At 62.3% G+C, this 25,739-nt stretch carries 21 protein-coding genes; 8 read left to right on the forward strand and 13 right to left on the reverse strand.

The window, feature by feature from the left end:
* Window positions 1–208, reverse strand: a 208-nt coding sequence (locus V5B39_RS13635; protein ID WP_332343460.1) for a transposase, incomplete at its 3' end; no start/stop codon positions are given.
* A gap of 543 nt (window positions 209–751) precedes the next feature.
* Between V5B39_RS13635 and V5B39_RS13640 the strand changes: the two genes are divergently transcribed.
* The 3 genes from V5B39_RS13640 to V5B39_RS13650 all read left to right on the forward strand — a co-directional run bounded on the left by V5B39_RS13640 (window position 752) and on the right by V5B39_RS13650 (window position 5,891).
* Window positions 752–2,065: an OmpP1/FadL family transporter gene (locus V5B39_RS13640; protein ID WP_332343434.1), complete on the forward strand. Its 1,314-nt coding sequence runs from the start codon at window positions 752–754 to the stop codon at window positions 2,063–2,065.
* A 215-nt stretch (window positions 2,066–2,280) separates the two neighbouring features.
* Window positions 2,281–4,668 (forward strand): 3-hydroxyacyl-CoA dehydrogenase/enoyl-CoA hydratase family protein, encoded by a 2,388-nt coding sequence (locus V5B39_RS13645; RefSeq protein ID WP_332343435.1) that lies wholly within the window; start codon window positions 2,281–2,283, stop codon window positions 4,666–4,668.
* A 20-nt stretch (window positions 4,669–4,688) separates the two neighbouring features.
* Complete coding sequence (locus V5B39_RS13650; RefSeq protein WP_332343436.1) at window positions 4,689–5,891, forward strand: acetyl-CoA C-acyltransferase; 1,203 nt, start codon at window positions 4,689–4,691, stop codon at window positions 5,889–5,891.
* Between the two features lie 217 nt (window positions 5,892–6,108).
* Here the strand turns inward: V5B39_RS13650 and V5B39_RS13655 are convergent, their stop codons facing one another.
* The 5 genes from V5B39_RS13655 to V5B39_RS13675 form a co-directional block, all read right to left on the reverse strand.
* Window positions 6,109–6,756: an ABC transporter ATP-binding protein gene (locus V5B39_RS13655; RefSeq protein ID WP_332343437.1), complete on the reverse strand. Its 648-nt coding sequence runs from the start codon at window positions 6,754–6,756 to the stop codon at window positions 6,109–6,111.
* Entirely contained in the window at window positions 6,753–7,445 is a 693-nt protein-coding gene (locus V5B39_RS13660) for an ABC transporter permease (protein ID WP_332343461.1), read from the reverse strand. The genes V5B39_RS13655 and V5B39_RS13660 overlap by 4 nt, the downstream gene beginning before the upstream one ends.
* Before the next feature lie 4 nt (window positions 7,446–7,449).
* On the reverse strand, window positions 7,450–8,274 hold the full coding sequence (locus V5B39_RS13665; protein WP_332343438.1) for a substrate-binding domain-containing protein: 825 nt from the start codon (window positions 8,272–8,274) through the stop codon (window positions 7,450–7,452).
* A 589-nt stretch (window positions 8,275–8,863) separates the two neighbouring features.
* A complete protein-coding gene (locus V5B39_RS13670) occupies window positions 8,864–10,102 on the reverse strand; it encodes an HD-GYP domain-containing protein (RefSeq protein WP_332343439.1) in 1,239 nt (412 codons plus the stop codon).
* 33 nt (window positions 10,103–10,135) lie between these two features.
* Window positions 10,136–10,750, reverse strand: coding sequence for a sensor histidine kinase (locus V5B39_RS13675; RefSeq protein ID WP_332343440.1), 615 nt, complete (start codon window positions 10,748–10,750; stop codon window positions 10,136–10,138).
* Between the two features lie 371 nt (window positions 10,751–11,121).
* Here V5B39_RS13675 and V5B39_RS13680 point away from each other — a divergent pair, with 371 nt between their 5' ends.
* Both V5B39_RS13680 and V5B39_RS13685 read left to right on the forward strand, forming a co-directional pair.
* Window positions 11,122–12,732 (forward strand): methyl-accepting chemotaxis protein, encoded by a 1,611-nt coding sequence (locus V5B39_RS13680; RefSeq protein ID WP_332343441.1) that lies wholly within the window; start codon window positions 11,122–11,124, stop codon window positions 12,730–12,732.
* A gap of 96 nt (window positions 12,733–12,828) precedes the next feature.
* On the forward strand, window positions 12,829–13,458 hold the full coding sequence (locus V5B39_RS13685) for an NUDIX domain-containing protein (RefSeq protein WP_332343442.1): 630 nt from the start codon (window positions 12,829–12,831) through the stop codon (window positions 13,456–13,458).
* A gap of 226 nt (window positions 13,459–13,684) precedes the next feature.
* Here V5B39_RS13685 and V5B39_RS13690 read toward each other — a convergent pair whose 3' ends face one another.
* The 7 genes from V5B39_RS13690 to smc all read right to left on the reverse strand — a co-directional run bounded on the left by V5B39_RS13690 (window position 13,685) and on the right by smc (window position 23,013).
* Window positions 13,685–14,176 carry a low molecular weight protein-tyrosine-phosphatase gene (locus tag V5B39_RS13690; RefSeq protein WP_332343443.1) on the reverse strand — a complete coding sequence of 164 codons (492 nt, stop codon included), beginning with the start codon at window positions 14,174–14,176 and terminating at the stop codon, window positions 13,685–13,687.
* An 81-nt stretch (window positions 14,177–14,257) separates the two neighbouring features.
* Window positions 14,258–14,794 carry a peptide deformylase gene (gene def, locus V5B39_RS13695; protein ID WP_332343444.1) on the reverse strand — a complete coding sequence of 179 codons (537 nt, stop codon included), beginning with the start codon at window positions 14,792–14,794 and terminating at the stop codon, window positions 14,258–14,260.
* A gap of 111 nt (window positions 14,795–14,905) precedes the next feature.
* Entirely contained in the window at window positions 14,906–15,649 is a 744-nt protein-coding gene (locus V5B39_RS13700) for an S-methyl-5'-thioinosine phosphorylase (protein WP_332343445.1), read from the reverse strand.
* Window position 15,650: 1 nt separating this feature from the next.
* On the reverse strand, window positions 15,651–16,199 hold the full coding sequence (locus tag V5B39_RS13705) for a hypoxanthine-guanine phosphoribosyltransferase (protein WP_332343446.1): 549 nt from the start codon (window positions 16,197–16,199) through the stop codon (window positions 15,651–15,653).
* A gap of 76 nt (window positions 16,200–16,275) precedes the next feature.
* Window positions 16,276–18,297 (reverse strand): NAD-dependent DNA ligase LigA, encoded by a 2,022-nt coding sequence (gene ligA, locus V5B39_RS13710; protein ID WP_332343447.1) that lies wholly within the window; start codon window positions 18,295–18,297, stop codon window positions 16,276–16,278.
* A gap of 16 nt (window positions 18,298–18,313) precedes the next feature.
* Entirely contained in the window at window positions 18,314–19,498 is a 1,185-nt protein-coding gene (locus V5B39_RS13715; RefSeq protein WP_332343448.1) for a cell division protein ZipA C-terminal FtsZ-binding domain-containing protein, read from the reverse strand.
* An 8-nt stretch (window positions 19,499–19,506) separates the two neighbouring features.
* Window positions 19,507–23,013, reverse strand: coding sequence for a chromosome segregation protein SMC (smc, locus tag V5B39_RS13720; RefSeq protein ID WP_434735696.1), 3,507 nt, complete (start codon window positions 23,011–23,013; stop codon window positions 19,507–19,509).
* Window positions 23,014–23,198: 185 nt separating this feature from the next.
* Here smc and queF point away from each other — a divergent pair, with 185 nt between their 5' ends.
* The 3 genes from queF to dapD all read left to right on the forward strand — a co-directional run bounded on the left by queF (window position 23,199) and on the right by dapD (window position 25,732).
* Window positions 23,199–23,618, forward strand: coding sequence for a preQ(1) synthase (gene queF / locus V5B39_RS13725; RefSeq protein WP_332343450.1), 420 nt, complete (start codon window positions 23,199–23,201; stop codon window positions 23,616–23,618).
* 87 nt (window positions 23,619–23,705) lie between these two features.
* Window positions 23,706–24,899: a succinyldiaminopimelate transaminase gene (gene dapC / locus V5B39_RS13730; RefSeq protein WP_332343451.1), complete on the forward strand. Its 1,194-nt coding sequence runs from the start codon at window positions 23,706–23,708 to the stop codon at window positions 24,897–24,899.
* Window positions 24,900–24,910: 11 nt separating this feature from the next.
* Window positions 24,911–25,732 carry a 2,3,4,5-tetrahydropyridine-2,6-dicarboxylate N-succinyltransferase gene (gene dapD, locus V5B39_RS13735; RefSeq protein ID WP_332343452.1) on the forward strand — a complete coding sequence of 274 codons (822 nt, stop codon included), beginning with the start codon at window positions 24,911–24,913 and terminating at the stop codon, window positions 25,730–25,732.
* Window positions 25,733–25,739 lie beyond the last annotated feature (7 nt).

Here is a 25,739-nt window from a genome sequence, read left to right on the forward strand (position 1 = left end):
AGCGGGAGAAGCGCTTGAAAACCGAGTTCCACTTGCCATAGGCGGCAGGCAGCAAGCGCCATTGCGCCCCCGACCGCAGCACCCACAAGACCGCCACCAAGAAGGCCCGGCAGCTGGCTTCCGAGGCTATGCGGACATGCCTGTGGGCCGCCAGTATCGGGTAGATCGCCTCCCATTCTTCGTCGCTGATTTCGAGCCGGTTCACCATCGCCAAAAGGCTTTAACCTTCGCAGTAAACGGTGCTTGTATCAACAGAACCTAGGCCGCCATTGCCAAAACCAACGGTTTGACGGTGGTGACGAGAAACGTATCTGATTTCGCTCACTTCGACGTTCCTCTTCTCAACCCTTGCGACGGGATAACGCCGTAGCTCGTTTCGTGGGCTAACGTTCAAGGTCAGGGACGCTGCGCGGCGTTCTTCTCGTCATGCTCTCGCTCCTGTTGGGGCTGCTTCCGCCGCCGTTCGTGGGAGCGGCTACCACTTATCTGCTGTCCGAAATTCCGGCGCCACTTCTGAGATCAACACGGTGGCACTGCCACGCATGCCGGCCAGTCTCCTCTTTGTTGCAATAAAGCAACAGGCGTGCAGGGGAGCGTGGCATCACGCCGAATGCTTGCAGATCTTTGTGGTGCAAGGACTTAGGATTGCAACTCAGAATAGCTTCCGGGGCGTGGCGCAAGGAGCACGCTTACATCCTATCCACACGGAGGACTCTACGTGATACCACATATTTTCAAGGGGGAGTTGGACATGGCACACAGGGACATGGCACACAGGATTTCGATGAAGTTGATTCCGGCGCTGTTGTTGACCGCCTTGTCGGGCACGGCCGCTGCGTCGGGTTTTCAGTTGTTGGAGCAGGGCAGCGGCCTGGGTAATGCCTACGCCGGTTCCGCAGCCAAGGCCAGTGATGCCAGTACGATCTTCTGGAACCCGGCGGGAATGACGCAACTGCAGGCGCGTGAGGTCTCCGGTGGCCTGACGGCGGTGAAACCGAGTTTCAAGTTCGACAACAGCGCGTCCCAGGTGGGCGTCTTCAATGCCGCGGGTGACGGTGGCGACGCAGGTGGCTGGGCAGTCGTTCCAAATGGCTACCTGTCCTGGGCGGTGAACCGGGATTTGTACGTTGGTCTGGGCATCGGCGCACCTTTTGGCCTGAAGACGAAGTATGACAAACCCTGGAAAGGCAGTGCGCAGTCGGACGAGTTCGACATCAAGACGATCAACATCAACCCGTCGATTGCCTACCGGGTCAACGACATGGTATCGCTGGGTGCCGGTGTGAGCTGGCAGAAAATCGAGGCGGATTACTTTCGCCAGGCAGCCATTGTTCCTGGCGCATCCGGGGTCAGAGCCCACCTGAGTATCGACGATGACGCCTGGGGCTGGAACATCGGCGCCTTGTTCACCCTCTCGCCGGCGACCAAGGTCGGCGTGTCCTATCGCTCGGCCATTCAATACCATACCGAGGGTACTTCGAAACTGAGCAGCAATGGCACGCCGGCAGCCAACGCGACCGGATTGGCACTGATCAACTCTGGCCGGCAGAGTGATGTCAAGGCCAATATCAAGGTGCCGGATACCTTCGTGCTGAGCGTGACGCAAAAACTCAGCGATCAATGGGAGATGCTCGGAGATGTCTCCTGGACGGGTTGGAGTTCGATCAAGAATGTAGACATCGTCCGTACCTCCGGGCCGCAGGCCGGCCGGACTGCGGAGACGCTGACCGCGCTCTTCGAGGACACCTGGCGCTTTGCCCTCGGGGCGAACTACCGTTACACGGACACGTTGAAATTCATGTTTGGTCTCGCCTATGACCAGACGCCGGTCAAGAATGCGAATACCCGTTTGACCGCCCTGCCGGACAACGACCGTACGTGGTTCACCTTCGGCACCCAATGGAAGCCGGCCAAGGAGCAGACGCTTGAATTCGGCCTGGCGTATCTCTACCTCCAGAATACCAAGATCAACAGCAACAAGAGTGCTGAAGGTCGTGGCACGGTCATTGGTGACTACGATTCCAGCGTCTGGATTGTTGGTGCGCAATATTCGATCGCTTTCTGATCGCACTTCACGGTTCGCCAGAAAAGCCCCGGATTCCGGGGCTTTTTTTTTGCCTGCCATCGACGTATCGGCACCGAGAGTTTTCCGCATTTCGGTTGACGCTGCCTCCAGTCTGCGTATAATTCAAACGTTCGTTTTATTGGCTTTGTGCAGAGCCTTTGCGGGGTGTTCCCGGCGAACATCAACGACCAGAAAGACCAGACAAGGAGGACAGCTTGAGCAACTTCATCGTACGCAAGGCCGCCGTACTCGGAGCGGGCGTGATGGGCGCGCAGATCGCAGCGCACTTCGCAAATGCCGAAGTGCCGGTAGTGCTTTTCGATCTGCCGGCCAGGGAAGGCGATCCCAACGGGATCGTCAGGAGAGCCATCGACGCGCTGAAGAAGCTTGAGCCGTCGCCGTTGGCAACGAAGGACCGGGTCGACTACATCGACGCCGCCAATTATTCGCAGCACCTCGATCGGCTCAGGGATTGCGACCTGATCATTGAAGCCATCGCCGAAAAAACCGAGTGGAAGGACGATCTGTATCGCCAGATCGCCCCCTTCGTTTCGCCCGCTGCGATCATCGCCTCGAACACCTCGGGACTGTCGATCAAGCGCCTCTCCGAAGGTTTGCCGGAAGCGCTGCGTTCGCGCTTCTGCGGCATCCACTTCTTCAACCCGCCGCGTTACATGCCTCTCGTCGAACTGATCGCGACCAACACCACCGACCTGGCGTTGCTCGACGATCTCGAAACATGGCTGGTCTCGCGCCTCGGCAAGGGGATCGTGCGTGCGCACGACACGCCGAATTTCGTCGCCAATCGCGTCGGGGTTTTCTCGATGCTTGCGGTGATGCATCACACCCAGCGCCTCGGACTCGGTTTCGACGTCGTCGATTCGCTGACCGGCCCGATCATTGGACGCCCGAAGAGTGCCACCTATCGCACCGCCGACGTTGTGGGTCTCGATACCCTGGCGCATGTCGTCAAGACCATGCAGGATACCCTGCCCGCAGATCCCTGGCATGGCTACTTCGGCGTGCCGGCATGGCTCGCAGCGCTGATCAGTCAGGGCGCGCTCGGCCAGAAGACGCGCTGCGGAATCTTCCGTAAGGATGGCCGCGCGATCAAGGTGCTCGACCTGACTCTCCAGGACTACCGTGACAGTGCGGCCGACATCGACCCAAGCGTGTTGGCAATCCTCAAGAATCGCGACCCGGCCGGGAAATTCGCACAGTTGCGCGCCAGTGAGCACCCGCAGGCGCAATTCCTGTGGGCGATCTTCCGTGATATTTTTCATTACGCCGCTTACCATCTGGCCGACATTGCCGACAACGCCCGCGATCTCGATTTCGCGATGCGCTGGGGCTTCGGCTGGTCACAGGGTCCGTTCGAGAGCTGGCAGGCAGCTGGCTGGCGGGCGATTGCCGAAGCCGTCCAGGCCGACATCGACGCCGGTCGGGCGATGAGCCAGGCTGCGCTGCCGGCCTGGGTCTTTGGTCGCGTTGCGCAGGAAGGGGTGCATGGTGCCCAGGGTTCCTATTCGGCGAGTGCCGATGCCTATCGACCGCGCTCGACCTTACCAGTCTATCAGCGGCAGATCTTCCCCGAACGGGTGCTGGGAGAAAATCCCATCGCCGGCAGCACGGTCTGGGAGAACGATGGCGTCCGGATGTGGACGCTACCGCAGATCGATGCCGGCATCGCCATCGTCAGCGTCAAGACGCGCAACCACACGCTCGGTCGTGACGTGATCGTCGGTCTGCAGGAGGTGGTGGCGCGTGCCGAAGCCGATTATCAGGGGCTGGTGTTGTGGCACGAAGCGCCTTTCGCCTTTGGTGCCAACCTCAAGGAAGTTGCCGAGGCGATTGCCGCCGGCGATTTCGATCTCCTGGAAAGATACGTCGGCGAATTCCAGAACGCGTCGATGTGCCTGAAGTACGCCAAGGTGCCGGTGATCGCGGCCGTGCAGGGAATGGCTCTCGGTGGCGGCTGCGAGTTCGTCATGCATGCGACCAGGCGGGTGATCGCACTCGAGAGCTACATCGGTCTGGTCGAAGCCGGTGTCGGACTGATCCCTGCCGGCGGTGGCTGCAAGGAGTTCGCCATCCGCGCCGCGCAGCAGGCTGCCAGGACCGCTGGCAACGACCCCTTTGAATTCATCCAGCCGGTATTCCTGACCATCGCCATGGCCACTGTGTCGAAGAGTGGCGCACAGGCCAGGGAACTCGGTTTTGCCGTTGATTCGGACAAGATCGTTTTCAATGCCCACGAGCTGCTATACGTGGCGCTGCGTGAAGCACGCGGCCTAGCCGAGGCGGGCTATTCCCCGCGCCTGTCGCCGCGGGGAATCAAGGTTGCCGGGCGCACCGGCATTGCCAACTGTGTCATGTTGCTGGCCAACATGAAGGAAGGCGGCATGATTTCGGCACACGACTACGTGGTGGCCAAAGCTGCGGCGACAGCACTGTGTGGTGGCGACATCGAGACCGGGTCCCTGGTGGATGAGCAGTGGCTGCTGACCGTCGAGCGCAAGCTGTTCGTCGAACTACTGAAAAACCCGAAAACTCAGCAGCGTATCCAGCACCTGCTGGAAACCGGCAAGCCGCTGCGTAACTGAGCGAACAAGGAGAACAGATCATGAGCAAACAGATTCAGGACGCCTACATCGTCGCTGCCACCCGTCTGCCGGTGGGCAGACGCAAGGGCCTGTTGGGCCACGTTCGTCCCGACGACATGCTGGCATACGCCATCCGGTCGGTCATGGCGCAGGTGCCAGGGCTTGACCCGGCGCTGGTCGAGGATGTCATCGTCGGCTGCGCGATGCCCGAGGCCGAGCAGGGCATGAACGTCGCGCGCATCGGCCTGCTGCTGGCCGGCCTGCCGAACACCGTGCCTGGGGTCACGGTCAATCGCTTCTGTGCTTCCGGCCTGCAGACGGTGGCGATGGCCGCTGATCGCATTCGCCTCGGTGAAGCCGAGGTGATGATCGCCGGGGGAACCGAAACGATGTCACTGATGAACCAGATCATGGGCAACAAAATCGCCATCAATCCGGCGATTTTCGAGGTCGAGGAGAATTACGCGATTGGTTTCGGGATGGGAATCACCGCCGAGAAGGTTGCCGCGCAGTGGAAGATCTCGCGTGACGACCAGGATGCCTTCGCCGTCGCCTCGAATCGGAAGGCCTGTGCGGCGATCGCCGCGGGTCACTTCAAGGCCGAGATATCGCCTTATCTGGTCAGCGCACGCGTCCCGGACCTGCACAGCGGTGAAGTGATGGTCAAGGAGTTTCTGGTCGAGAACGACGAGGGACCACGTTCGGACAGCAGCATCGAAAGCCTCGCCCGCTTGCGGCCGGTGTTTGCCGCACGCGGTTCGGTGACTGCCGGCAACAGCTCGCAGATGTCCGACGGTGCAGCGGCGGTACTGGTGGTTTCGGAAAAAATCCTCAGGCAGTTCGACCTCAAGCCGCTAGCGCGCTTTGCCGCCTACGCGGTGGCAGGTGTGCCGCCCGAGGTCATGGGTATCGGCCCGATCGAGGCGATTCCACGGGTGCTCAGGCAGGCCGGAATCAGGCAGGACGACGTGGACTGGTTTGAGCTGAATGAAGCCTTTGCCGCGCAGGCTCTGGCTGTGATGCACACCCTGAACCTCGATCCGGACAAGGTGAATCCGCTCGGTGGCGCGATTGCTCTCGGCCACCCCCTCGGTGCCACCGGCACCATTCGGACGACAACGCTGCTGCACGGGATGCAACGCACCGGGCAGCGTTACGGCATGGTCTCCATGTGCATCGGCACCGGTATGGGTGCTGCCGGGCTGTTTGAAGCGATCCGCTAGTAGCCTGTCGGACTTCAAGTAGGGGAAACCGCCAAATTTCACCATGTGGAATGAAAGGGCCGGGTGGTGTCGATTTTTCGGCCTTTTCGACGGTTTTCCCCTCGTTTTTTCCTACTCCGCATTGCCGGTGCCGTATTTGTTGCCTTGGGCTTGCGATGAATGATTTCTCGCGGAAAGGTCGCTCAGGGTCCGAGTCATCGGGCAGCACGGGATATGTTCAGAGATGTAGCCGACCGCCCATCAGATCCAGTCGACGCATGTCGGGCAGTTCGATGACGTCGCGATCATGGCAGGCGATCACCGCCGTGGTCTGGGCCGTACAGAAACCGCGCAGCAGGTCGATGGTCTGCCGCCGCGATTCGGCATCGAGATTGGCCGTCGGTTCGTCGAGCAGCAATACCTTTGGCTGCAGTACCCAGGCGCGTGCCATGGCCACGCGCTGCCTTTCTCCCCCGGAAAGCTTCTGCGGTGGTATCGCCAGAAGATGCGCCAGGCGTGCCCAGGCAATCGCTGCCGCGACCAGCCGTTGCCGTTCGTTCGCCTCGACACCTCTGGCACGCAGCCCATAAGCGATATTATCGGCAACACTGGTATGAAAAAGGTAGGGTTGCTGATGCATGTAGATCACTTGCCGGCGCAGCCAGTCGGGATAGGGTCGCCAATCGAAGCGCCGTTCCTGGTAGTGTCCGAGCCCGCTGTCTGGTGCTTCGATGCCGGCCAGGATCCGCAGCAGGGTGGACTTGCCACTGCCATTCTCACCGGTCAGGACGTAGCTCTCGCCAGCCAGTAGCGTCAGCACATCGATCGAGAACAGGCGTCGTGCCGCGAACGATTTGGTCAGCGTGGACACCCCGAGCAGGCTCATCGCCGTGACTCTCCCTGAAAGAAGGCGAAAGCCGAATTGATTCCCAGCGCAACGACCAGGAGGACGAGGCCCAGGGCAATGCCCTGTGCGAACTCGCCCTTGCTGGTTTCGAGTGCAATCGCCGTCGGGATGTTGCGTGTCACGCCGGCGATGTTGCCACCCACCATCAGCGAGCAACCGATCTCCGAGACGACCCGGCCGAAAGCGTTGCAGACTGCGGCCATCAGCGCAAAGCGCACTTCGACGAGCATCGTCCAGGCGATGCGTGGCGCCGATGCGCCGAGCGCGATGGCGGTCTCGCGGGCGCGCGGATCGGCGCCCTGGATTGCTGCGAGCGAGAAGGCGATCAACACCGGCAGGGCGATCAGTACCTGGCCAATGACCATCGCAGTCTGGGTGAACAGCAGTTGCAGCGGCCCCAGTGCACCCTGGCGCGAAAGCAGCAGGTAGAGGATCAGACCGACGACTACCGTTGGCGACGCCAGCAGTCCCTGCGTCACGACGATTAGCGGTCGCCTCCCTGGGAACTCCAGCGTTGCCAGCAGATAGCCGATGCCAATTCCCAGGGGCATGGCCATCAGCATCGCACGCAGCGTCACCGACAGCGAAACGCCGACGATTAGCCACAGATCTGGATCGCCGGAAAACAGCAGGCGCAGCGCCGCTTCGCTGGCGTCGAGCAGTCCCAGAGGCTTACCTCGCCGGCGTGACGAAGAACAGTTGCTCGCCGTTCGGCCGGAAGGCACTGATCGCCGAGCGCCCGGCGGCACTGCCCAGCCACTCGATCAGCGCCATGGCTCCGGCAAAATTGATCTCCGGGTACCTTTTCGGATTGACGGCGATGACCCCATACGGATTGAACATGCGCGGGTCACCCTGGACGAGGATTGCCAGGCCGGTGCGGGTCTTGTAACTGGCGAAGGTGGCCCGGTCGGTCAGCGTGTAAGCCTGCATCTCGCCAGCCATGGTCAGCACCTCGCCCATTCCGAGCCCGGCCGAGACGTACCACGGCGCTCCCTTGGTGGCAATCCCGAGCTGCTGCCAATAGCTTCTTTCCATCCGCTCGGTTCCCGAATCGTCGCCGCGGGAAACGAAGCGCGCCTGCCTGGCGGCAATCTGGCGAAAGGCCCCGAGTACTTCTTTGCCACCGCGTAGTGCGGCCGGGTCGCTGGCAGGACCGACGATGACGAAATCGTTGTACATCACGTCGCGTCGATTAACTCCGTGCCCGGCAGCGACGAAAGCCTCTTCGGCCTGACGATCATGCACCAGCACGACATCGACGTCACCGTTCTCGGCCAGCTTCAACGCCTTGCCGGTGCCAACCGAGATGACCTGCACCCTGATGCCCTGCTGCAATTCGAACTGCGGCAGAATGGCGCGCAGCAGACCGGAGTTGTCGGTGCTGGTGGTCGTTGCCAGACGCAGGTCGCGGGCCGCGAGGTGGGTGGAAAAGAAAGCGAGCAGCAGGACAATGGCGGTTGCCCAGTGACCACAGCCGAAGAAAGCGCGAGCCATACCCGATCTCCTGTAGAAATTCATCCCGAATTGCCCAGACCCTGTGAGGGACTGAACGATATGCGGTACTGAGTTGCTCTCCCCAACTCCTTCCACGGCCCGCGCGGCATCGCGGGCCGGCTACGGCGGCGCGGAGCAGTGCTCCGCGAAACCCCGCCTTCGTTCCACGGCCCGCGCGGCATCGCGGGCCGGCTGCGGCGGCGCGGAGCAGTGCTCCGCGAAACCCCGCCTTCGTTCCACGGCCCGCGCGGCATCGCGGGCCGGCTGCGGCGGCGCGGAGCAGTGCTCCGCGAAACCCCGCCTTCGTTCCACGGCCCGCGCGGCATCGCGGGCCGGCTGCGGCGGCGCGGAGCAGTGCTCCGCGAAACCCCGCCTTCGCCCCCGCAAGGGGGAGGGGCGATCACCGAGGTCAACGCCTCTCCATCGAACAAGGGACTTCGATCAACACCTTCTATTCGCACCCGCGACGCCGGAGACAGGATGCAAGACTCCGGCAGCGGCCGGAAACAATCTTCAGATCCATGAGCACGCCATGCGTTCGGGCAAATCCCGACCATTCCGGGGCCGATCGGTGGGGCATGGCTGCCCATCAAGCGGGTGGACCGGGCAAACCGGACCAGATCTCGCTGAGGTTGGTGAATTTCCATTTCTCCGGGTCTTCGATGTTGACGATCTTGTAGGCATCCTCCGTGTGCGCGAGGTCGATGATGGTCGGCAGGATACGTTCATTCGAGCGTGTCGAGAAGAATGCCTTGACCTGTGGACGAAGCAGCGAGTGGCTGCCCTGCTCGATGACGACGCCGAGTCGGCCACAACTCAGTCGCACCAGCGTACCGATCGGGTAGATGCCGATGGTCTTGACAAAAGCGTGAAAGACCCGGGGTTCGAAATGGCCCTTGGTCCATTCGGTCATCCGCCGCAGTGATTCGGCCGGGCACCAGCCGGCCTTGTAGGGCTGATCCGAAGTAATCGCGTCGTAAACATCGCAGACGGCGCCCATTTTGGCAAACAGGCTGATGTCCTCACCCTTCAGGCGCTTCGGGTAGCCGGATCCATCGGTCTTCTCGTGGTGGTGAAGAACGACATCCAGGGCAATTGCGTCGGCGCCACTGCCGGCGCGCAATATCTGGTGGCCTTTTTCCGGATGCGATTTGACGAGCGTGAACTCTGCGTCGGTCAGTTTGCCCGGCTTGTTGAGGACTGCAGTCGGGATCAGGGCTTTGCCTATGTCATGCAACAGCCCGGCCATGCCGGCAGACTGCGTCTGCTGTGGATCGAGGCCAAGCTGTCTGGCGAGGGCGACCATCAGCCCGCAAACGGCCACCGAATGCATGTAGGTGTAATTGTCGGCAGTCTTCAGGCGGGCGATGCTGATCAGGGCGCCGGGGTTGCGGCTCATCGAGTCCGAAATCTCCTCGACCAGTGGTTGCACACCGACGGTATCGATGGCCTTGCCCATGCGCACTTCACCGAACATTGCAGTGATGGCTTCCCGTGACTTGGTGACGATCCGGGCTGCGCGCGCGAATTCGACGCCACTGCTGACTGCTGTGGTCTCGCGTTTCTTGCTGGCCGTGCTGGCCAGTTCAACCTCGACCTGGGCCGCCGTCTCGGCGACCGCGACCGGCGCAACATCCGGCGCCAGATCCAGCCCCTGCGCGCAATCGATCCAGACCTCCGTGATGCTGCTCGCGCGAATGCTGGCCAGATCCTTCGGATCGGTGATCACGAACGACGATCGCCAGAACGGATGTTCCATCCAGGAGCCGCAGAAATCCTTGAGATACATCCCCAGGGTAAGCTGTTGGACGCTGATTCGCTTGAGCATGAGGTTTCCTGACAAAGAGGGACAACGACCAGGCTACTTCGGCAACAACAGGCGAAAAACGGCTCCATCGGCATTTTGAAGCCTGATTCTGCCCTGCCGGCCGCCGTTCTCGTGCATTTCTGCAATGCGTCGGGCCAGCCGGAGACCCAGTCCGGTGCCGTTCCTGGTCACCGGTGTCGCCACGCCGGCGGCATCGTCGAGCACCTCCTGGCGATAACCGTTGCCGTCATCACGAACCAGAAACTCGAGGAAACCGTCACGTTCAGCCACCTCGATGACGATGCGCGCGCGCGCATACCGCGCGGCGTTCTGTACGGCGTTGGCCAGCACCATGCGCACGACGGTTTCGTCGTAGAACCACAGCGTCGGTGCCTGCGAACAATCGAGGTCGATACGGCCGCGACCGCGAACGCAAACGTCATCGACCAGCTCGGCGGCCAGGTCGGCCGGAGCATGCGCGTCGATGTCCAGGGCGAGGCTGCCAACGTCCGATCGGTAATAGGTGAGCAGCCGCGTCAGGGTATTCGAGGCATCCATGGTTGCACGCAGGGTATCCACATCGCCCCGGGCCTCGGCGCGGCCGGCCAGTTGGGCAAGGCGGTTCTTGACGTCATGCAGCGTCAAGGCAGCAATATCGGCGAAGCTCATCAGGCGGTCTCCAGGGAGAACTTGCGCTGCACCTTGCAGCGATGTCGGCGATCGCATGCTGGCGGCTGGTCTTGCGGGTTGCCAAGCGGCGCATCCTGGACCGCTTGGCAAGCCGCGATTGTCCGGGGTAATGCGGCATCAGGCAAGACCCTCGTGATCATTTCCGCGTGCCATGGCTCGCGGCGGGGCCCCGGCGTCCGGGGTCGAGTCCGCCGGCGTTTGCGGGCGATGAATACGCGGGCGTGCCTGCCCTGCGGATTCAAGCGAATTCAAGCGGGTACTTGTTGAATCAGCGATACTTGGGCATGATGTACGGACATTTCACCAGCGCCACGCTTATTCACGCCATGAGAAACAACCAACCCATCACCATGATTGAAACTTTCATCCCCGAAGGCGAGTTCATCTACTCGCGCACCAACCTCAAGGGGGTGATTGAGGAGGCGAACGAGGCTTTTGCCGCGATCAGTGGCTACACCCGCGAGGAGATGATCGGGCAGCCACACAATATGGTTCGCCACCCGGACATGCCGGAAGCCGCATTCGCCGACCTCTGGACCGATCTCAAGGCCGGTCGCCCCTGGCGTGGTCTGGTCAAGAACCGTCGCAAGGACGGCGGCTATTATTGGGTCGTTGCGAATGCGTCGCCGGTCCGTGAAGAGGGTCGGACAGTCGGCTACCAATCGGTGCGCGCACGCCCGACACGCCAGGAAGTCGCGGCAGCAGAGGAGGCCTATCAACGAATCCGCAAGGGCGATCGCTCCTTGCGCATCCGGCATGGTCGGGTGGAGCGCGTGTTGCCTGGGGTGGTCGAGTGGTTCGCCAGTTTACCAACGCAAATGCTGATCATGGGCCTGCTGGCCGTGCTTCCTGGGGTTCTGGAGCTTGCCGCGGGGTGGATGGATGGGCGACCGCTGGAACGTGTGCAAACCATTCTGTCCGCCATTGCCGTGCTTTATGCCTTGTTCTTCCTGTTCTGGGTGACACCAAGGGTATCGCGCGATCTCCGGGCCACGGCAGACTATCTCGATTCGGTCCTGTTGACCGGCGATCTCAAGACACGTTTCGACCTTCCCCGTCGTGACATCGTCGGGCGCATCGCCCGCCTGAGCGACAAGTTCATTGCTTCGGTGCAGGCCACGATTCAGGGGATGGCGGACACCGCCAAACAGGTCGACACTGCCAACCACCAGGTGCAGGCCGGCGTGCAGAACGTCAAACAGTCGGCGACCGTGCAAAGCGACGCCACCTCGGCTTCGGCAGCCGCCGTCGAGGAAATGACGGTGTCCATCGGAGAAGTGGCGGCGCATGCCGCCAGCACCGAGACTGCAGCCCTCAAGGCCGGCGAAGTCGCGCAATCCGGCGAGGAACTGTCGCTACGCGCCAGCCAGACCATTCTTGCGCTGGCCGGAACGGTGAAGGCGTCGGCACAGCAGGTCGAGTCGCTCGGCCAGCGCTCGGAGGAAATCAGCCGCATTGTCGCCGTCATCAAGGAAGTGGCCGACCAGACCAATCTCCTGGCACTCAACGCCGCCATCGAAGCGGCACGGGCAGGTGAGGCCGGACGCGGCTTTTCGGTCGTCGCCGACGAGGTGCGCAAACTCGCTGAACGAACCGGCAAGGCGACCCACGAAATCAGCTGCATGATCGGCAGCATTCAGGACGAAACCAAACAGGCGGTGGAGTGCATGCGCAGCGGCGCAAACGAAGTCGAGGAGAGCGTTCGTCTGGTACAGGAAGCCCGCCAGGCACTGTGTAACATCAATGAGCAGATGCAGACCACGGTGAGGATGGTGAGTGAAATTACTTACTCCTCGAGCGAGCAGCGAGCCGCCATGACCGAACTGGCGCAAAATGTCGAGCGCGTTGCCTTGATGACCGAACAGAATGTGGCGGTGACCAAAGAAACCGGAGCCATGGTCGATACCTTGACCGCAACGGTGAGCCGCATGCGCAAGGCCGTTGGGCAATATCTGGTATGAACGTCGAGTAGCGTTGGATTGGCCTGACTGACGGGCGGGTGTCGAGCAGCGCTGGTGGCAACGCCACCCTGAACGCGAAGATTTCACGAGGCCGGCATGAGCGGACAGGATGACATGAGCGGGCAGGATGTCGAGATTATCGGGCAGGAAATTTGCTATCAGGGCTTTTTCCGGCTGGAGCGCTTGCGGCTGCGCCACCGCTTGTTCGCCGGCGGCATGAGTCCTGTGATCGTGCGCGAGACCATCGAGAAGGGCGATGTCGCGGCGGTGCTGCTCTACGACCCGCAGCGCGACGAAGTGGTGATGATCGAGCAGTTTCGCATCGGTGCCCGCGCTGACCCGCGCGGACCCTGGCTGCTGGAGATCGTCGCCGGCCTGATCGAAGACGGCGAGACGCCTGCGGCAGTGGCATGCCGTGAGGCGATGGAGGAGGCTGGCTGCACGGTTACCGATCTGCTGCCGATCAGCAGCTTCTACACCAGCCCGGCCAAAACCTCGCAGCGTACCCATCTCTACCTGGGACGCGTCGATAGCCGCAACGCCGGCGGCATCCACGGTCTGGCCCACGAGGGAGAGGACATCCGCGTCGTCTGCCTGGCTGCCGAAAAGGCCGTCGTCCTCGCCGAGCAAGGGCATACTGACTCCGCCTGGCCACTGGTCGCGCTGTGGTGGTTCGCCCGCCACCACCAGGAGGTGCGCAAGCGCTGGCTGGCCGGATCCCGTTAATGTGAAAGTCGCGTCAGCGACTCACGAATCTCCCCTCCCTCTTGCGGGGGCGAAGGCGGGGTTTCGCGGAGCACTGCTCCGCGCCGCCGTAGCCGGCCCGCGATGCAGCGCGGGCCGTGGGAGGGGTTGGGGGAGAGGGAAACGGTCATGACTTTCATGATCGAGGTGCCTGGATAAGTCATGACCGTTAGCGGCAAGAAAAAACGTTCCGCCTGACACGCTCCCGTCACGATGACATGCGCTGACGCATATAGTCAGCCAGCAAGCCGGTCGCTGCCAGCTCGCACAGATCCAGGACCCGTTCAAAGCCCGAGTCGGCACCGTAATACGGATCGGGAATTTCGTTGATTCCAAGAGCGGGGGCATAATCGAGAAAATAGCCCAGCTTCAACCGGTGTTCGTCTGGGCACTGGCGTTGCAGAGCGAACAAATTGCTCTCGTCCATCCCGAGAATCCGGTCAAAACGATCGAAATCGGCGTCGATGACCGGGCGTGCGCGTAATCGGGAGAGATCGTATCCCCGCTTGGCAGCGATCCGGCGCGCTCGCAGGTCCGGCGCTTCGCCGGCGTGGAAATGACCGTGCGTACCTGCCGAGTCGAGTTGCAGCACCGCCGCCAGCCCCTGCCGTTGCGCCATCGTTCTTGTCACCGCTTCCGCGATCGGCGAACGACAGATGTTGCCCATGCAGACAAAGAGAATCCGGTATGGCACGTTCACGGTTTGCCTCCCCGGCAAAGATCAATTCCGCGCGGTTCAGGCCAGACCGGCGCAGACTCTTGGCGTACCGGGAGCCCGAGGCTACTCGACGGCACCGGCACTCCCTCCTGGAAAAAGCTCGTCGACAAAACCGAAGCGGCTGAAGTCCCTGATCCGCATCGGATAGAGAATGCCGTCGAGGTGGTCGCATTCGTGTTGCACCACGCGCGCGTGGAAACCGGCAACGCAGCGGTCGATTGCCCGGCCGAAAGCATCGCAACCGGTATAGCGCAGCCGACTCCAGCGCGGTACCCAGCCACGCAGACCAGGGACCGACAGGCAACCTTCCCAGCCTTCTTCGATCGTCGGTGCGAGCGGTGTCAGTACCGGATTGATCAACACCGTCCTGGGCACCTGCTCGGCATCCGGGTAACGCGGATTGCCATCGACACTGAAAATCACCACGCGCAAACCGACACCGATCTGCGGGGCGGCCAGACCGGCACCGTCGAGATGGCGCATGGTTTCTTCGATGTCATCGATCAGCGCGTGCAGTTGCGGAGTGTTGAACTGCTCGACCGGCCTGGCCTTCTGCCAAAGGCGCGGGTCGCCCATCCTAAGAACGGTTCTAATGGTCATGACTTTTCCAGGCACCCCCGATCATGAAAGTCATGACCGTTTCCCTCTCCCCCGACCCCTCCCCCACGAGGGAGGAGGGGAGGTTCGTGAGTCGCTGACGCGACTTTCACATCAATCATGGTTGGTCAGCATCCTCTCGATAATCGCGAGTACCTGCTGCATTGCCCCCTCCAGGACTGCGAGGATGGCGTCCATGCGGATGACCTCGCGACTGTCGCCGCGTCCCGCAGCGTAGTTGGCCACCACATTGATTGCCGCGTAGGGGATCGCCAGTTCGCGTGCCAGCACCGCTTCCGGCATGCCGGTCATGCCGACCACATCGGCGCCATCGCGTTCGAGGCGGTTGATCTCGGCGGCGGTTTCCAGACGTGGCCCCTGGGTTGCCGCATAGACCGCTGCCTCACTGACCCTGGCCCCGATCGCTGCCGCCGCGTCGACGATCCGCCGGCGCAGAACGCGATCATAGGGCTCGGTGAAGTCGACATGCGTGACCGCACTGTACGGCCCTTCGTGGAAGGTCGAGGAGCGCGCCCAAGTATAATCGATGATCTGATGCGGGATCACCAGATCACCCGGACTCAGGTCGGAACGAATGCTGCCGACCGCCGCCACCGCGACGATGCCGGTTGGCGCGCACTCGCGCAGGGCCCAGAGGTTCGCGCGATAATTCACCTGGTGGGGCGGAATCGTGTGTTCGTCGCCGTGACGCGCCAGAAAAACCAGCGGCCGGCCACTGAGCAGTCCAAAGGTCAGCGCCGCCGAGGGATTGCCGTAAGGCGTCGCCACCTGCCGGCGTTCCGCCTCCTCTAGCCGGGTGAAACGGGTTAGCCCGCTGCCGCCGATGATGGCCAGCATCTCAATCCTCCCGCATGGCGTAGATCGCCGGCAGGTTGCGCCAGGCACCGTGAACGTCCATGCCATAGCCGAAAAGAAAACGATTGGGAACGCTCAACGCGACGAAATCAGCCTGAATCGGCTTCGTTCTGCCAATCAGCTTGTCCGCGGCGACGGCCGTGTAGCAGGCCGCAGCACCCAGCGTCAGCAGGCGATCACGAATCGCGGCCAGGGTCAGCCCCTCGTCGAGGATGTCGTCAAGGACCAGAACGGTTCTGCCGCTCAGCGCAATCTCCGGCTCGATCCGCCAGGACAGCTCACCGCCGCTCTTTGCCTGGCCATAACGGCTGACATGCAGGTAGTCGAAATCCAACGGGAAAGTCAGTTGCGTCAACAGATGGCCGGCGAAGGGGAGGCCCCCCTTGAGCACACACAGCAACACCGGGTTGCGGTCACGCAGGCGTTCGCTGATTTCGCAGGCAACACGGCGAACCGCGGCCTCGACGGTATCGGCGGTGTGGATGAGGTCGGCCGAGGCGAGAATGGCCATTGCCTGCCGGGGATCGATCATGGACGTTCCGAATGGGTTGGTGAGGGTAAAGCGGGACTGTCGCTGGAGCACCGCCCGATCGATGCCATGAACAGCCTCATTGCACCGGTTGCGCCACGTTCAGCAGCTCCAGCAACTGCGCCTCGTTGATGACCGTGACCCCCAGAAGCAGGGCCTTTTCGAGCTTGCTGCCAGCCTCGGCGCCGGCGACGACAAAATCGGTCTTTTTCGAGACCGAACTGCTGACTTTGCCACCCGCAGCTTCGATCATCTGTTTGGCGGTCTCGCGAGTCAGCGTGGGTAACGTACCGGTCAGCACGAACACCTTGCCAGTGCTGTTGCTGACGGTCGGCGCCGGCGCCTCGCCGTCGCGCCAGACCACTCCGGCAGCACGCAATTGCTCGATGACTTCGAGGTTATGCGGCTCGCTGCTGAACTGGCGAATGCATTGCGCGACCATCGGGCCGACGTCGGGCACCTGCAGCAGATCGGCCTCGTCAGCAGCGAGCAGACGATCAAGATTGCCGAAATGACGCGCCAGATCCCGCGCCGTGGCTTCGCCGACGTTGCGGATTCCGAGCGCGTAAATGAAGCGCGCCAGCGTTGTCTGTTTGCTCTGCTCGATGGCCGACAGCAGATTGCTCGCCGACTTGTCAGCCATCCGTTCGAGATTGGCGAGTGCCAGCAAACCCAGCCGGTAGAGGTCGGCCGGGGTACGCACGATGGCGCTGTCTACGAGCTGCTCGACGAGTTTTTCACCCAGCCCTTCGATATCCATCGCCCGCCGCGAAGCAAAATGCAGCAGCGCCTGTTTGCGCTGCGCCGGGCAGTAGAGGCCGCCGCTGCAGCGTGCTACCGCCTCCTCTGCGTTACGGACGACCTTGGAAGCGCATACCGGACAGTTCGTCGGCATGCTGAATTCGGGCGCCCCGGCAGGTCGTTTCTCCCACTGCACGCGCACGATCTCGGGAATCACGTCGCCGGCACGACGAACGACGACGGTATCGCCGATGCGGACATCCTTGCGCCGCACCTCATCCTCGTTGTGCAGGGTGGCGTTGCTCACCGTCACGCCGCCGACGAATACCGGCGCCAGCCGCGCCACTGGGGTCAGCGCGCCGGTACGGCCGACCTGGATCGAGATGTCGAGCAACTCGGTGAGCGCTTCCTCGGCCGGAAATTTGTGTGCAATCGCAAAACGTGGTGCGCGCGATGCGAAACCGAGGTGTTCCTGCGCCGCGAGATCATCGAGCTTGTAGACCACCCCATCGATATCGTAAGGCAGCGACGCGCGTTGCCCGCCGATCTCGGCATAGTAGCCGAGCAGACCAGCGAGGCCTTTGACCCGACGACGTTCCGGTGCGACCGGAAAACCCCATTCGGCAAGCCGATCGAGCCATGCCGAGTGCGTTGCCGGCAAGCCGTCCCCTTCGGCCAGGCCGATACCATAGGCAAAAAAGCGCAGCGGCCGCGTCGCCGTGATGCGTGGGTCGAGCTGGCGCAGACTGCCGGCTGCGGCATTGCGCGGGTTGACGAACGCTTTCTCCCCTTTTTCGCGTTGCTGCAAGTTCAGCCGCTCGAAGTCGCTGCGCCACAATAGCACCTCACCCCGTACCTCGAGTAGCGCCGGCCAGTCACTGCCCTGCAGGTGCAGCGGAATACTGTGCAAGGTGCGCAGATTGGCGGTGACGTCTTCGCCCGTGGCGCCGTCGCCTCGCGTCGCTCCACGCCACAGGATGCCGTCCTGGTAGGTCAGGCTGACGGCGAGGCCGTCGAACTTGGGCTCAGCCGAATAATCGAGATCGCCATTGATCGCCAGCCCTTCACCGACACGGCGATCAAATGCAGCCACCTCTGCGTCGGCAAAGGCATTATTGAGCGACAACATCGGCGTCGCATGCGCTACTGCCGCGAACTCGGGCAGCGGCGCCGCGCCAACCCTTTGCGTTGGCGAATCAGCGCTCACCAGTTCGGGGTGGGCAGCTTCCAGCGCCTGCAACTCGCGGAACAGGCGGTCGTACTCGGCGTCGCTGAGCAGCGGGGCATTGAGCACATAATAGCGGTGGTTGTGCTCCTCGATTTCGGCCCGCAAGGCCAGAGCGCGCTCGCGGGCAGGCATGCGTGGTGCTTCCAAGTCAGGAGAACAGGCGCAACGCCAGCGCACCGCCAGCCGGCACCTGGCGTGTCGCCATCGCCGTCTGGTACTGCACCACCTGCCGACGAATCGGCTCGATGCTTCCCTCCGACAGCGGCCGTCGGTTATCATCGACCAGCGCGCCGTGCAGGGCATCGGCGAAGCGTCTTGCCAGTTCGACCATCTGAATCAAGACGCGATCGCCATTCGCCACCCGCGGCACATCGAGCAGAAAGGTCACCCCACGGGTCGTCACGGAGCGCATCGATTCGGCCGAAAAACCTTGCGTTTCCTGGTTGGTGAGCACGTACAGCAGCCTGCCTTCGTCATCAAAACGGGCAAACCGGCCTTCCGGGTCAATGACCATTCCGGCTGATTCGGCGAGCGCGCGCAACTTGGTGCCCGGAAATACCTGCCCCTGACTGATCACATTGACGCCGATCTGGATGTCGACACCGGCGCAGAACTCGTCGAGTTGCGACGCGATCCGGAGGGCGGGCTCGCGTAGCGGCAGCTCGGCAAAACCCATCAATTCGGTCGCCAGATCCTGCATGGCCAGATGAAAAATCGACAGGTCGCCATCGCGAACCGGGCCCTGGCGGTCGACCAGTTGCAGCCCGATACGGATGTGCCGGTAGGCGCTGTCGGCGTCTTCGAGAATCGGCTCCCACTCGTGTTCCTGTTCGTTGAAGCCGATCCAGTGCACGGGTTTGCCCAAGCGGGCCAGCGCAGCACGTTGTGTTTCACGGATCTGGTAGGCTGCTGCCGGTTCGGACACCTCGATTGCCGCGATGTAATCGATCGTTGGCGATAGCAGATATAGCGGCGCCGTGATGTCATGGATGGTTTTGGCTGCTGGCCTGTCCTCGTCAGCTCGCGCTGGCCGTGCGCTGGCCGGCAGCGCCTCGTCATCGTCAACCGGTACCGGACTCGCCGCAGGCACCCCGTTCGGCTTGGCAGCCGGGTTCAGCAGCGGTTCGACCCGCCCCTGATCCGGGCGGGCGGTCATCCCGTCCGCATCATCAACCACCGCTGTCGGCTCATCGAGCAGAACATCTGCCTGGCGAGCACTCAACAAGGCCTCGGCAAGTTTGCGGTGCTTGTGCTCCTGCCATTTGTTGTAAGCCAGCACGCCAACGACGGCGGCGGCACCGAGGCCGATCAAACCCATCTGCAAGTCGGTCATATCCATTCCTAAACGAGTTGCTCGCGCATGCGCAGTGCTTCTTCCATATCGACTTCGACGATGCGCGAGACGCCGGATTCCTGCATGGTCACCCCGACGAGTTGTTGCGCCATCTCCATCGTGATCTTGTTATGGCTGATGAACAGAAACTGCGTATGGGTGGACATGCGCCGTACCATCGAGCAGAAACGTTCGGTGTTGGTATCGTCCAGCGGCGCATCGACCTCGTCAAGCAGGCAGAAAGGCGCCGGGTTAAGCTGAAACATCGAGAATACCAGTGCAATCGCCGTTAACGCCTTTTCACCGCCCGACAGGAGATGAATCGTGCTGTTCTTCTTGCCTGGTGGCTGCGCCATGACCTGCAGGCCGGCGTCGAGAATCTCCTCGCCGGTCATCATCAGCCGCGCCTCACCTCCCCCAAAGAGTACCGGAAACAACTCGCCGAAGCTGCGGTTGACCGAGTCGTAGGTGCTCTGCAGCAACTCCCGTGTTTCCCGGTCAATGCGGCGAATCGCGTTTTCCAGCGTCACCATCGCCTGTGTCAGATCATCTGACTGGGCATCGAGATAGCCCTTGCGTTCGCGGGCTGCTTCAAGTTCGTCGAGTGCGGCCAGATTGACCGCACCGAGCGCATCGATCGAGCGCTGCAGCGCGTTCAGCGCACTCTGCAGGGCAGCCGGGCGCGCCGCGGCGAGCTCGGGGAGCAGCGAGGATTCGTCGGCGCCGGCAGTGGCCAGTTGTGCCGCGAACTGCTCGAAACTGAGACTGGCCGCCTGTTCCTTGAGTTTCAGTTCGCCGATCCGGTGGCGCAGCGGGTCGAGGCTCTGCTCGACCTTCAGACGTTCCTCGTCCAGCGCGCGCAGGCCACTCGCTGCAGCTTCAAGCGCATCGCGGGCGTTCGCCAGCGCATGCTCGTGGGCGACGCGATGATCCAGGGCAGCCTGCAGGCTGGGCTCGAGATCGTCGGTTTGCCGAGCGCTGGCGCTTTCCTGGCAGCGCGCCAGGTCGGCGTCGAGGCGTGCGAGCTGCTGGCACGCCAACTCCCGGTTGGCGGTCAGTTCCTGCAGTTTATTGCGGCACTCGCGCTGCGAGAACTCGGCTTCACGCAGTTCCCGTTCGGCGCGGTTGACCTCTGCACGTTCGTCCTGCAACGCCCGCTCGGTCTGTTCGAGCAGCGTCCGCGCGGCAGCGGACAGCGTCTGCAGTTCCTGAATCTGTTGGTGTTGTCGATCGATGGCTGCGTCGGCGATGCCCAGGCGTTCGTTCTCGCTTTCTTCCTCAGCGGCCAGTTCAGCCAGGCTGGCGTCGATCTGCGCCTGCCGCTCACGAAAACGTTCGCTGGCCTGCGCAAGCTGCAGCGTTTCAACCTGCAGCGTGTGTGCCTGGTTCTGCAGAGCCGTCACTTGCTGGCGAGATTCGTGCAGGTCCTGCTGCGCTTCGGCGAGGTGTCCTTCGATTTCGCCGAGGCACCCCTGTGCCTGCACGATGCTTTCCTCACGCCTGGCAATCACCGCTACCAGCGCGTCGATCTCGCGCTGGCGTTCGAGCAGGCCATGCCCCTCATTGTCCGGCGCAAACAGCGTCACACTCTGTCGGTTGACAATGTCCCCGCCAGGGGTCACGCAACAGGCGCTCGCCGTCAGGCTGCCGCGACGCGTCAGCGCAGCCGCCAGATCGGGAGCGCTGTGCACCTCGCTCAGCCAGTCGGCAAGAATCGCCGACAAGACTGCATCTTTGCAGTGAATTCGCGCCAACAGCAGCTCGTCGGCAGGCGCCGCCGCCGGCCTTCCGCCAGCCAGCGGCAGCAGCAGCGTCAATTTTCCGCCTGGCCGGTCCTGGCTCCACGCCGCGTCGGCAACGGTCGCGGGCAAGGCGGCCAGGCGCTCGCGCAGCACGGCTTCGACGGCGTCTTCCCAACCGGCCTCGACCTGCAGGGCTTTCCACAGGGGTTCACCGTGCTGCAAGCCATGCCGGCGCAGCCAGTCGTCGAGTTTGCCGCTAGCCTGCAAGCGTTGCTGCAATTGTTGCAGGGCCATCCTGCGGGCTTGCGCCTCGGCACGTTCCCGCTGCGCTTGCTGGAATTCGGCCAGGGTCGTGCGCCGCTGCTGCTCAAGACCCGGCAATTGGTCCTGTTGAGCCTTCTGGCTGGCTAGTGCCTCGGCAATCCGCTCGCGCAATTCGGCAAGCGCCTCCTGCTGGTCGGCAAGGTCCGCGAGATCGGGTGCCACCAGCGCCGCACGTTCGGTGGCCAGACGTTCGCGGCGACCGACGACTCTTTGCAACGAACGCTGCGCGTGCCCACGATTCGCCTGTTCGACGTGCAAGCGCTGTTCGGCCAGGGCCACCTCGGTGCGCTGGCGGTTGACCGCCGCCAGCGCAGAAACCTGTCTTTCCTCGGCCAGCGGCAGGCGCTCCTGGCACGCTTCGAGGCGCAACCGGCCCTGCTCGACACGTTGGTCGGCAAGGGCCAGCAAATCCTGCCAACGTTCATCGTCCTCCGCCAGATTGCCGGCCTGCGCCTGCCAGTGTGTCCGCTCTTCGGTCAGTTGCGCCAGCCGCATCTCATACTCGCGCCGCGATTCGTGGCGGTGACGGATTTCGGCTTCGAGGCGTGCGACTTCGGCATTGGCGGCAAAAAGGCTGCCCTGTGCCGCATGCACGCCATCGCTGGCGGCAAAATGGGCTTCCCGGGCTTCCTCAAGACGGATCTCGAGGGCACGCAAAGCGGCGATCCTGGCCTCAAGATCGACGCCCGCCAGGTCAAGCTCGCGTGCCAGTCGTTCGCGCTCAAGTTGCGCCTCGTTGCGCCGCAGGAACCAGAGCAATTGCTGCTTTCTGGTCAGTTCTGCATGGTATTCGCGATACTGGCGGGCGACACTGGCCTGACCTTCGAGCCGTTCCATCTGCAAACCGAGTTCCAGGCGGATATCTTCGACCCGAGCCAGGTTCTCGCGCGTGTCGGCGAGACGGTTCTCGGTTTCCTTGCGCCTTTCCTTGTAGCGGGTCACACCGGCCGCCTCTTCGAGAAATACCCGCAGCTCGTCCGGCTTGGCCTCAATGATCCGCGAGATGGTTCCCTGGCCGACAATCGCGTAGGCGCGCGGACCCAGACCGGTCCCGAGAAAGAGGTCGGTGACATCCTTGCGACGGACATGCAGGTTGTTGATGTAGTACTCGGACTGGCCGTTACGCGTCAGCAACCGCCGGACTGACAATTCCGCATACTGTGACCACTGCCCGGAGAGGCGTCCGAGCGAGTTGTCGAAGACCAGTTCGACTGCCGCTCGCGATACCGGTTTGCGGCTTCCCGAACCATTGAAGATCACGTCCTGCATCGATTCGCCACGCAGCTCCGAAGCTTTCGATTCGCCGAGCACCCAGCGCACCGAATCCATCACGTTGGACTTGCCGCAACCATTCGGGCCGACGACCCCGACGAGTTGTCCAGGCAGCGCAATGGTCGTCGGATCGACGAAGGATTTGAAGCCGGCAAGTTTCAGTTTGGTCAGGCGCATGAACCAGAACGCGACCGCGGCAGCCGCGCCAGAAGAGATCGGAAAAAACATGGTGCCAGGCGGGTGTCACCCCGCACCCTGGAGGTGAACGACCCGCGATATTCCTGCGGAATGCCATTATAAGCGCTTATAATAGCATTCTGCCTGTCCGATTCGTTTCCCGCTGGATGCCTCCCGGAATGACCATGATCATCACCTCGGCCAACCCCCTCGAAACCTTCCCCAATCCGGCACCGCAACGGGATTTTCATATTCACATGGAAATTCCGGAATTCACCTGCTTGTGCCCAAAAACCGGCCAGCCGGATTTCGCGACCCTGCTCCTCGATTACATTCCGGACCAGACCTGTGTCGAACTCAAGAGCCTGAAACTCTACATTGGGTCCTTCCGCAACACCGGCTGCTTTCACGAGGAGGTCACCAACCGCATTCTGGACGATCTGGCAAGCGCCACACAACCGCGCTACATGCGACTGACGGCACGCTTCTACGTACGTGGCGGCATATTTACCACCGTCATTGCCGATTACCGCCAGGCAGGCTGGACGCCAGCGTCGATGGTGCAACTCGCCGACTTTGCCAGTCAATCCAACACCCGGGGCTGAGATCATGACCCTCCAGGGAGCACTCACCGACCAGCAACTGTTCATGCCCCTTATCATCCAGCGTCCCGCCATGAGACGTACAGGCCAGTGAACCCCCACCTCAGCAAGCTGCAACCTTATCCCTTCGAGAAGTTGCGACAGCTTTTTGCCGGCGTCACGCCGAACCCGCAGTACCGCGAGATCAGACTGTCGATTGGCGAGCCGCAGCACGCAACGCCGGCCTTCATCAAGGACGCGCTGAGCGCCGGGCTCGGCGGACTGGCCAGTTATCCCAGCACGCTCGGCAGCGGCGAATTGCGCGGCAGCATCGTCGCCTGGCTGCAGCGCCGCTACGGCCTGCCGGGTATCGACGCGGAGACCCAGGTCATTCCAGTCAATGGCTCACGCGAGGCCCTGTTTGCCTTTACCCAGACGGTTGTCGATGCGTCGCGGGGCTACACGCCGCTGGTCGTCAGTCCCAACCCCTTCTACCAAATCTATGAGGGCGCCGCTTACCTCGCCGGCGCCGAACCGCGCTTTCTGAACACCCTGCCGAGCAACGATTATGCATTCGACTTCACCGCGCTGAGCGAGACCGAATGGCAGCGTGTGCAGCTCTTCTTCGTCTGCTCGCCGGGCAATCCGACCGGCAAGGTGCTTGGCCTCGATGACTGGAAACAGTTGTTCGCCCTTGCCGACCGGTATGGCTTCGTGATTGCCTCGGACGAATGCTACTCGGAGATTTTCTTCGATGAAACCAGGCCACCGCTCGGCTGCCTGCAAGCCGCCCATCTGCTCGGTCGCGGTTTCGAGCGCTTGGTGATGTTCTCCAGCCTGTCCAAGCGATCCAACGTGCCCGGCATGCGTTCGGGCTTCGTTGCCGGCGATGCTGCGACCCTCAAGTCGTTCCTGCTCTACCGAACCTATCATGGCAGTGCGATGAGTCCGGCGGTGCAGGCAGCCAGCGTCGCGGCCTGGAACGACGAGGCGCACGTCGTTGAAAATCGCCGCCAATATACGGAAAAATTCGCGGCAGTCACGCCGCTCCTGACCGATGTCCTGGCGACCGCCATGCCTGATGCCGGTTTCTACCTTTGGGCCAGAGCACCGCTTGGCGACCGTGATTTCGCCCGTGCGCTGCTCGCCGACTATAATGTCATCCTGCTGCCCGGAAGCTATCTGGCGCGCACCGCCCAGGGAATCAATCCGGGCGCAGGCTATCTGCGAATCGCACTCGTTGCCCCACTCACCGACTGCGTCGAAGCAGCTAAACGTATTCGTTCATTCATTGCAAAACTCTAGGAAAGGCAGTCATGCAGGCAATCCAGAAGATCATTGATGAGGCCTGGGAGAACCGCGATTCGCTGCAACCCGGCCAGGCACCGACGGCCATCAGCGATGCCGTGGCAAGTGTCATCAGCCAGCTCGACGAAGGCACCCTGCGCGTTGCCGAAAAGATTGCCGGCGATTGGTTCACCCACCAATGGATCAAGAAGGCCGTGCTGCTTTCGTTCCGGCTGCAGGAAAACACCCTGCTCGATGGCGGCGTCATGCGCTATTTCGACAAGGTACCGAACAAGTTTGCCAGTTACGACCGCGAACAGTTTACGCGTGGTGGTTTCCGCGTCGTTCCACCGGCGACTGCACGCCGCGGCGCTTTCATCAGCAGGAACGTGGTGCTGATGCCCTCGTACATCAATATCGGCGCTTATGTCGATCAAGGCACGATGGTCGACACCTGGGCAACGGTCGGTTCCTGTGCACAGATCGGCAAGAACGTACACCTCTCGGGTGGCGTCGGTATCGGTGGAGTGCTGGAGCCTTTGCAGGCCAACCCGACGATCATCGAGGACAACTGCTTCATTGGCGCCCGTTCGGAAGTGGTCGAGGGGGTCATCATCGGCGAAGGTTCGGTGATCTCAATGGGCGTTTACCTGGGTCAGTCCACCAAGATTTACGACCGCGAGACCGGTACCGTGAGCTATGGCCGTGTGCCGCCGGGATCGGTCGTCGTTGCCGGCAACCTGCCCGCCAAGGACGGCAACTACAGCCTTTACTGCGCGGTCATCGTCAAGAAGGTTGACGCGGGCACACGCGCCAAGACCAGCATCAATGACCTGCTGCGCGGCGACTGATCGCGCG

The sequence above is a fragment of the Accumulibacter sp. genome (genome assembly GCF_036625275.1).
Taxonomy (GTDB): domain Bacteria; phylum Pseudomonadota; class Gammaproteobacteria; order Burkholderiales; family Rhodocyclaceae; genus Accumulibacter.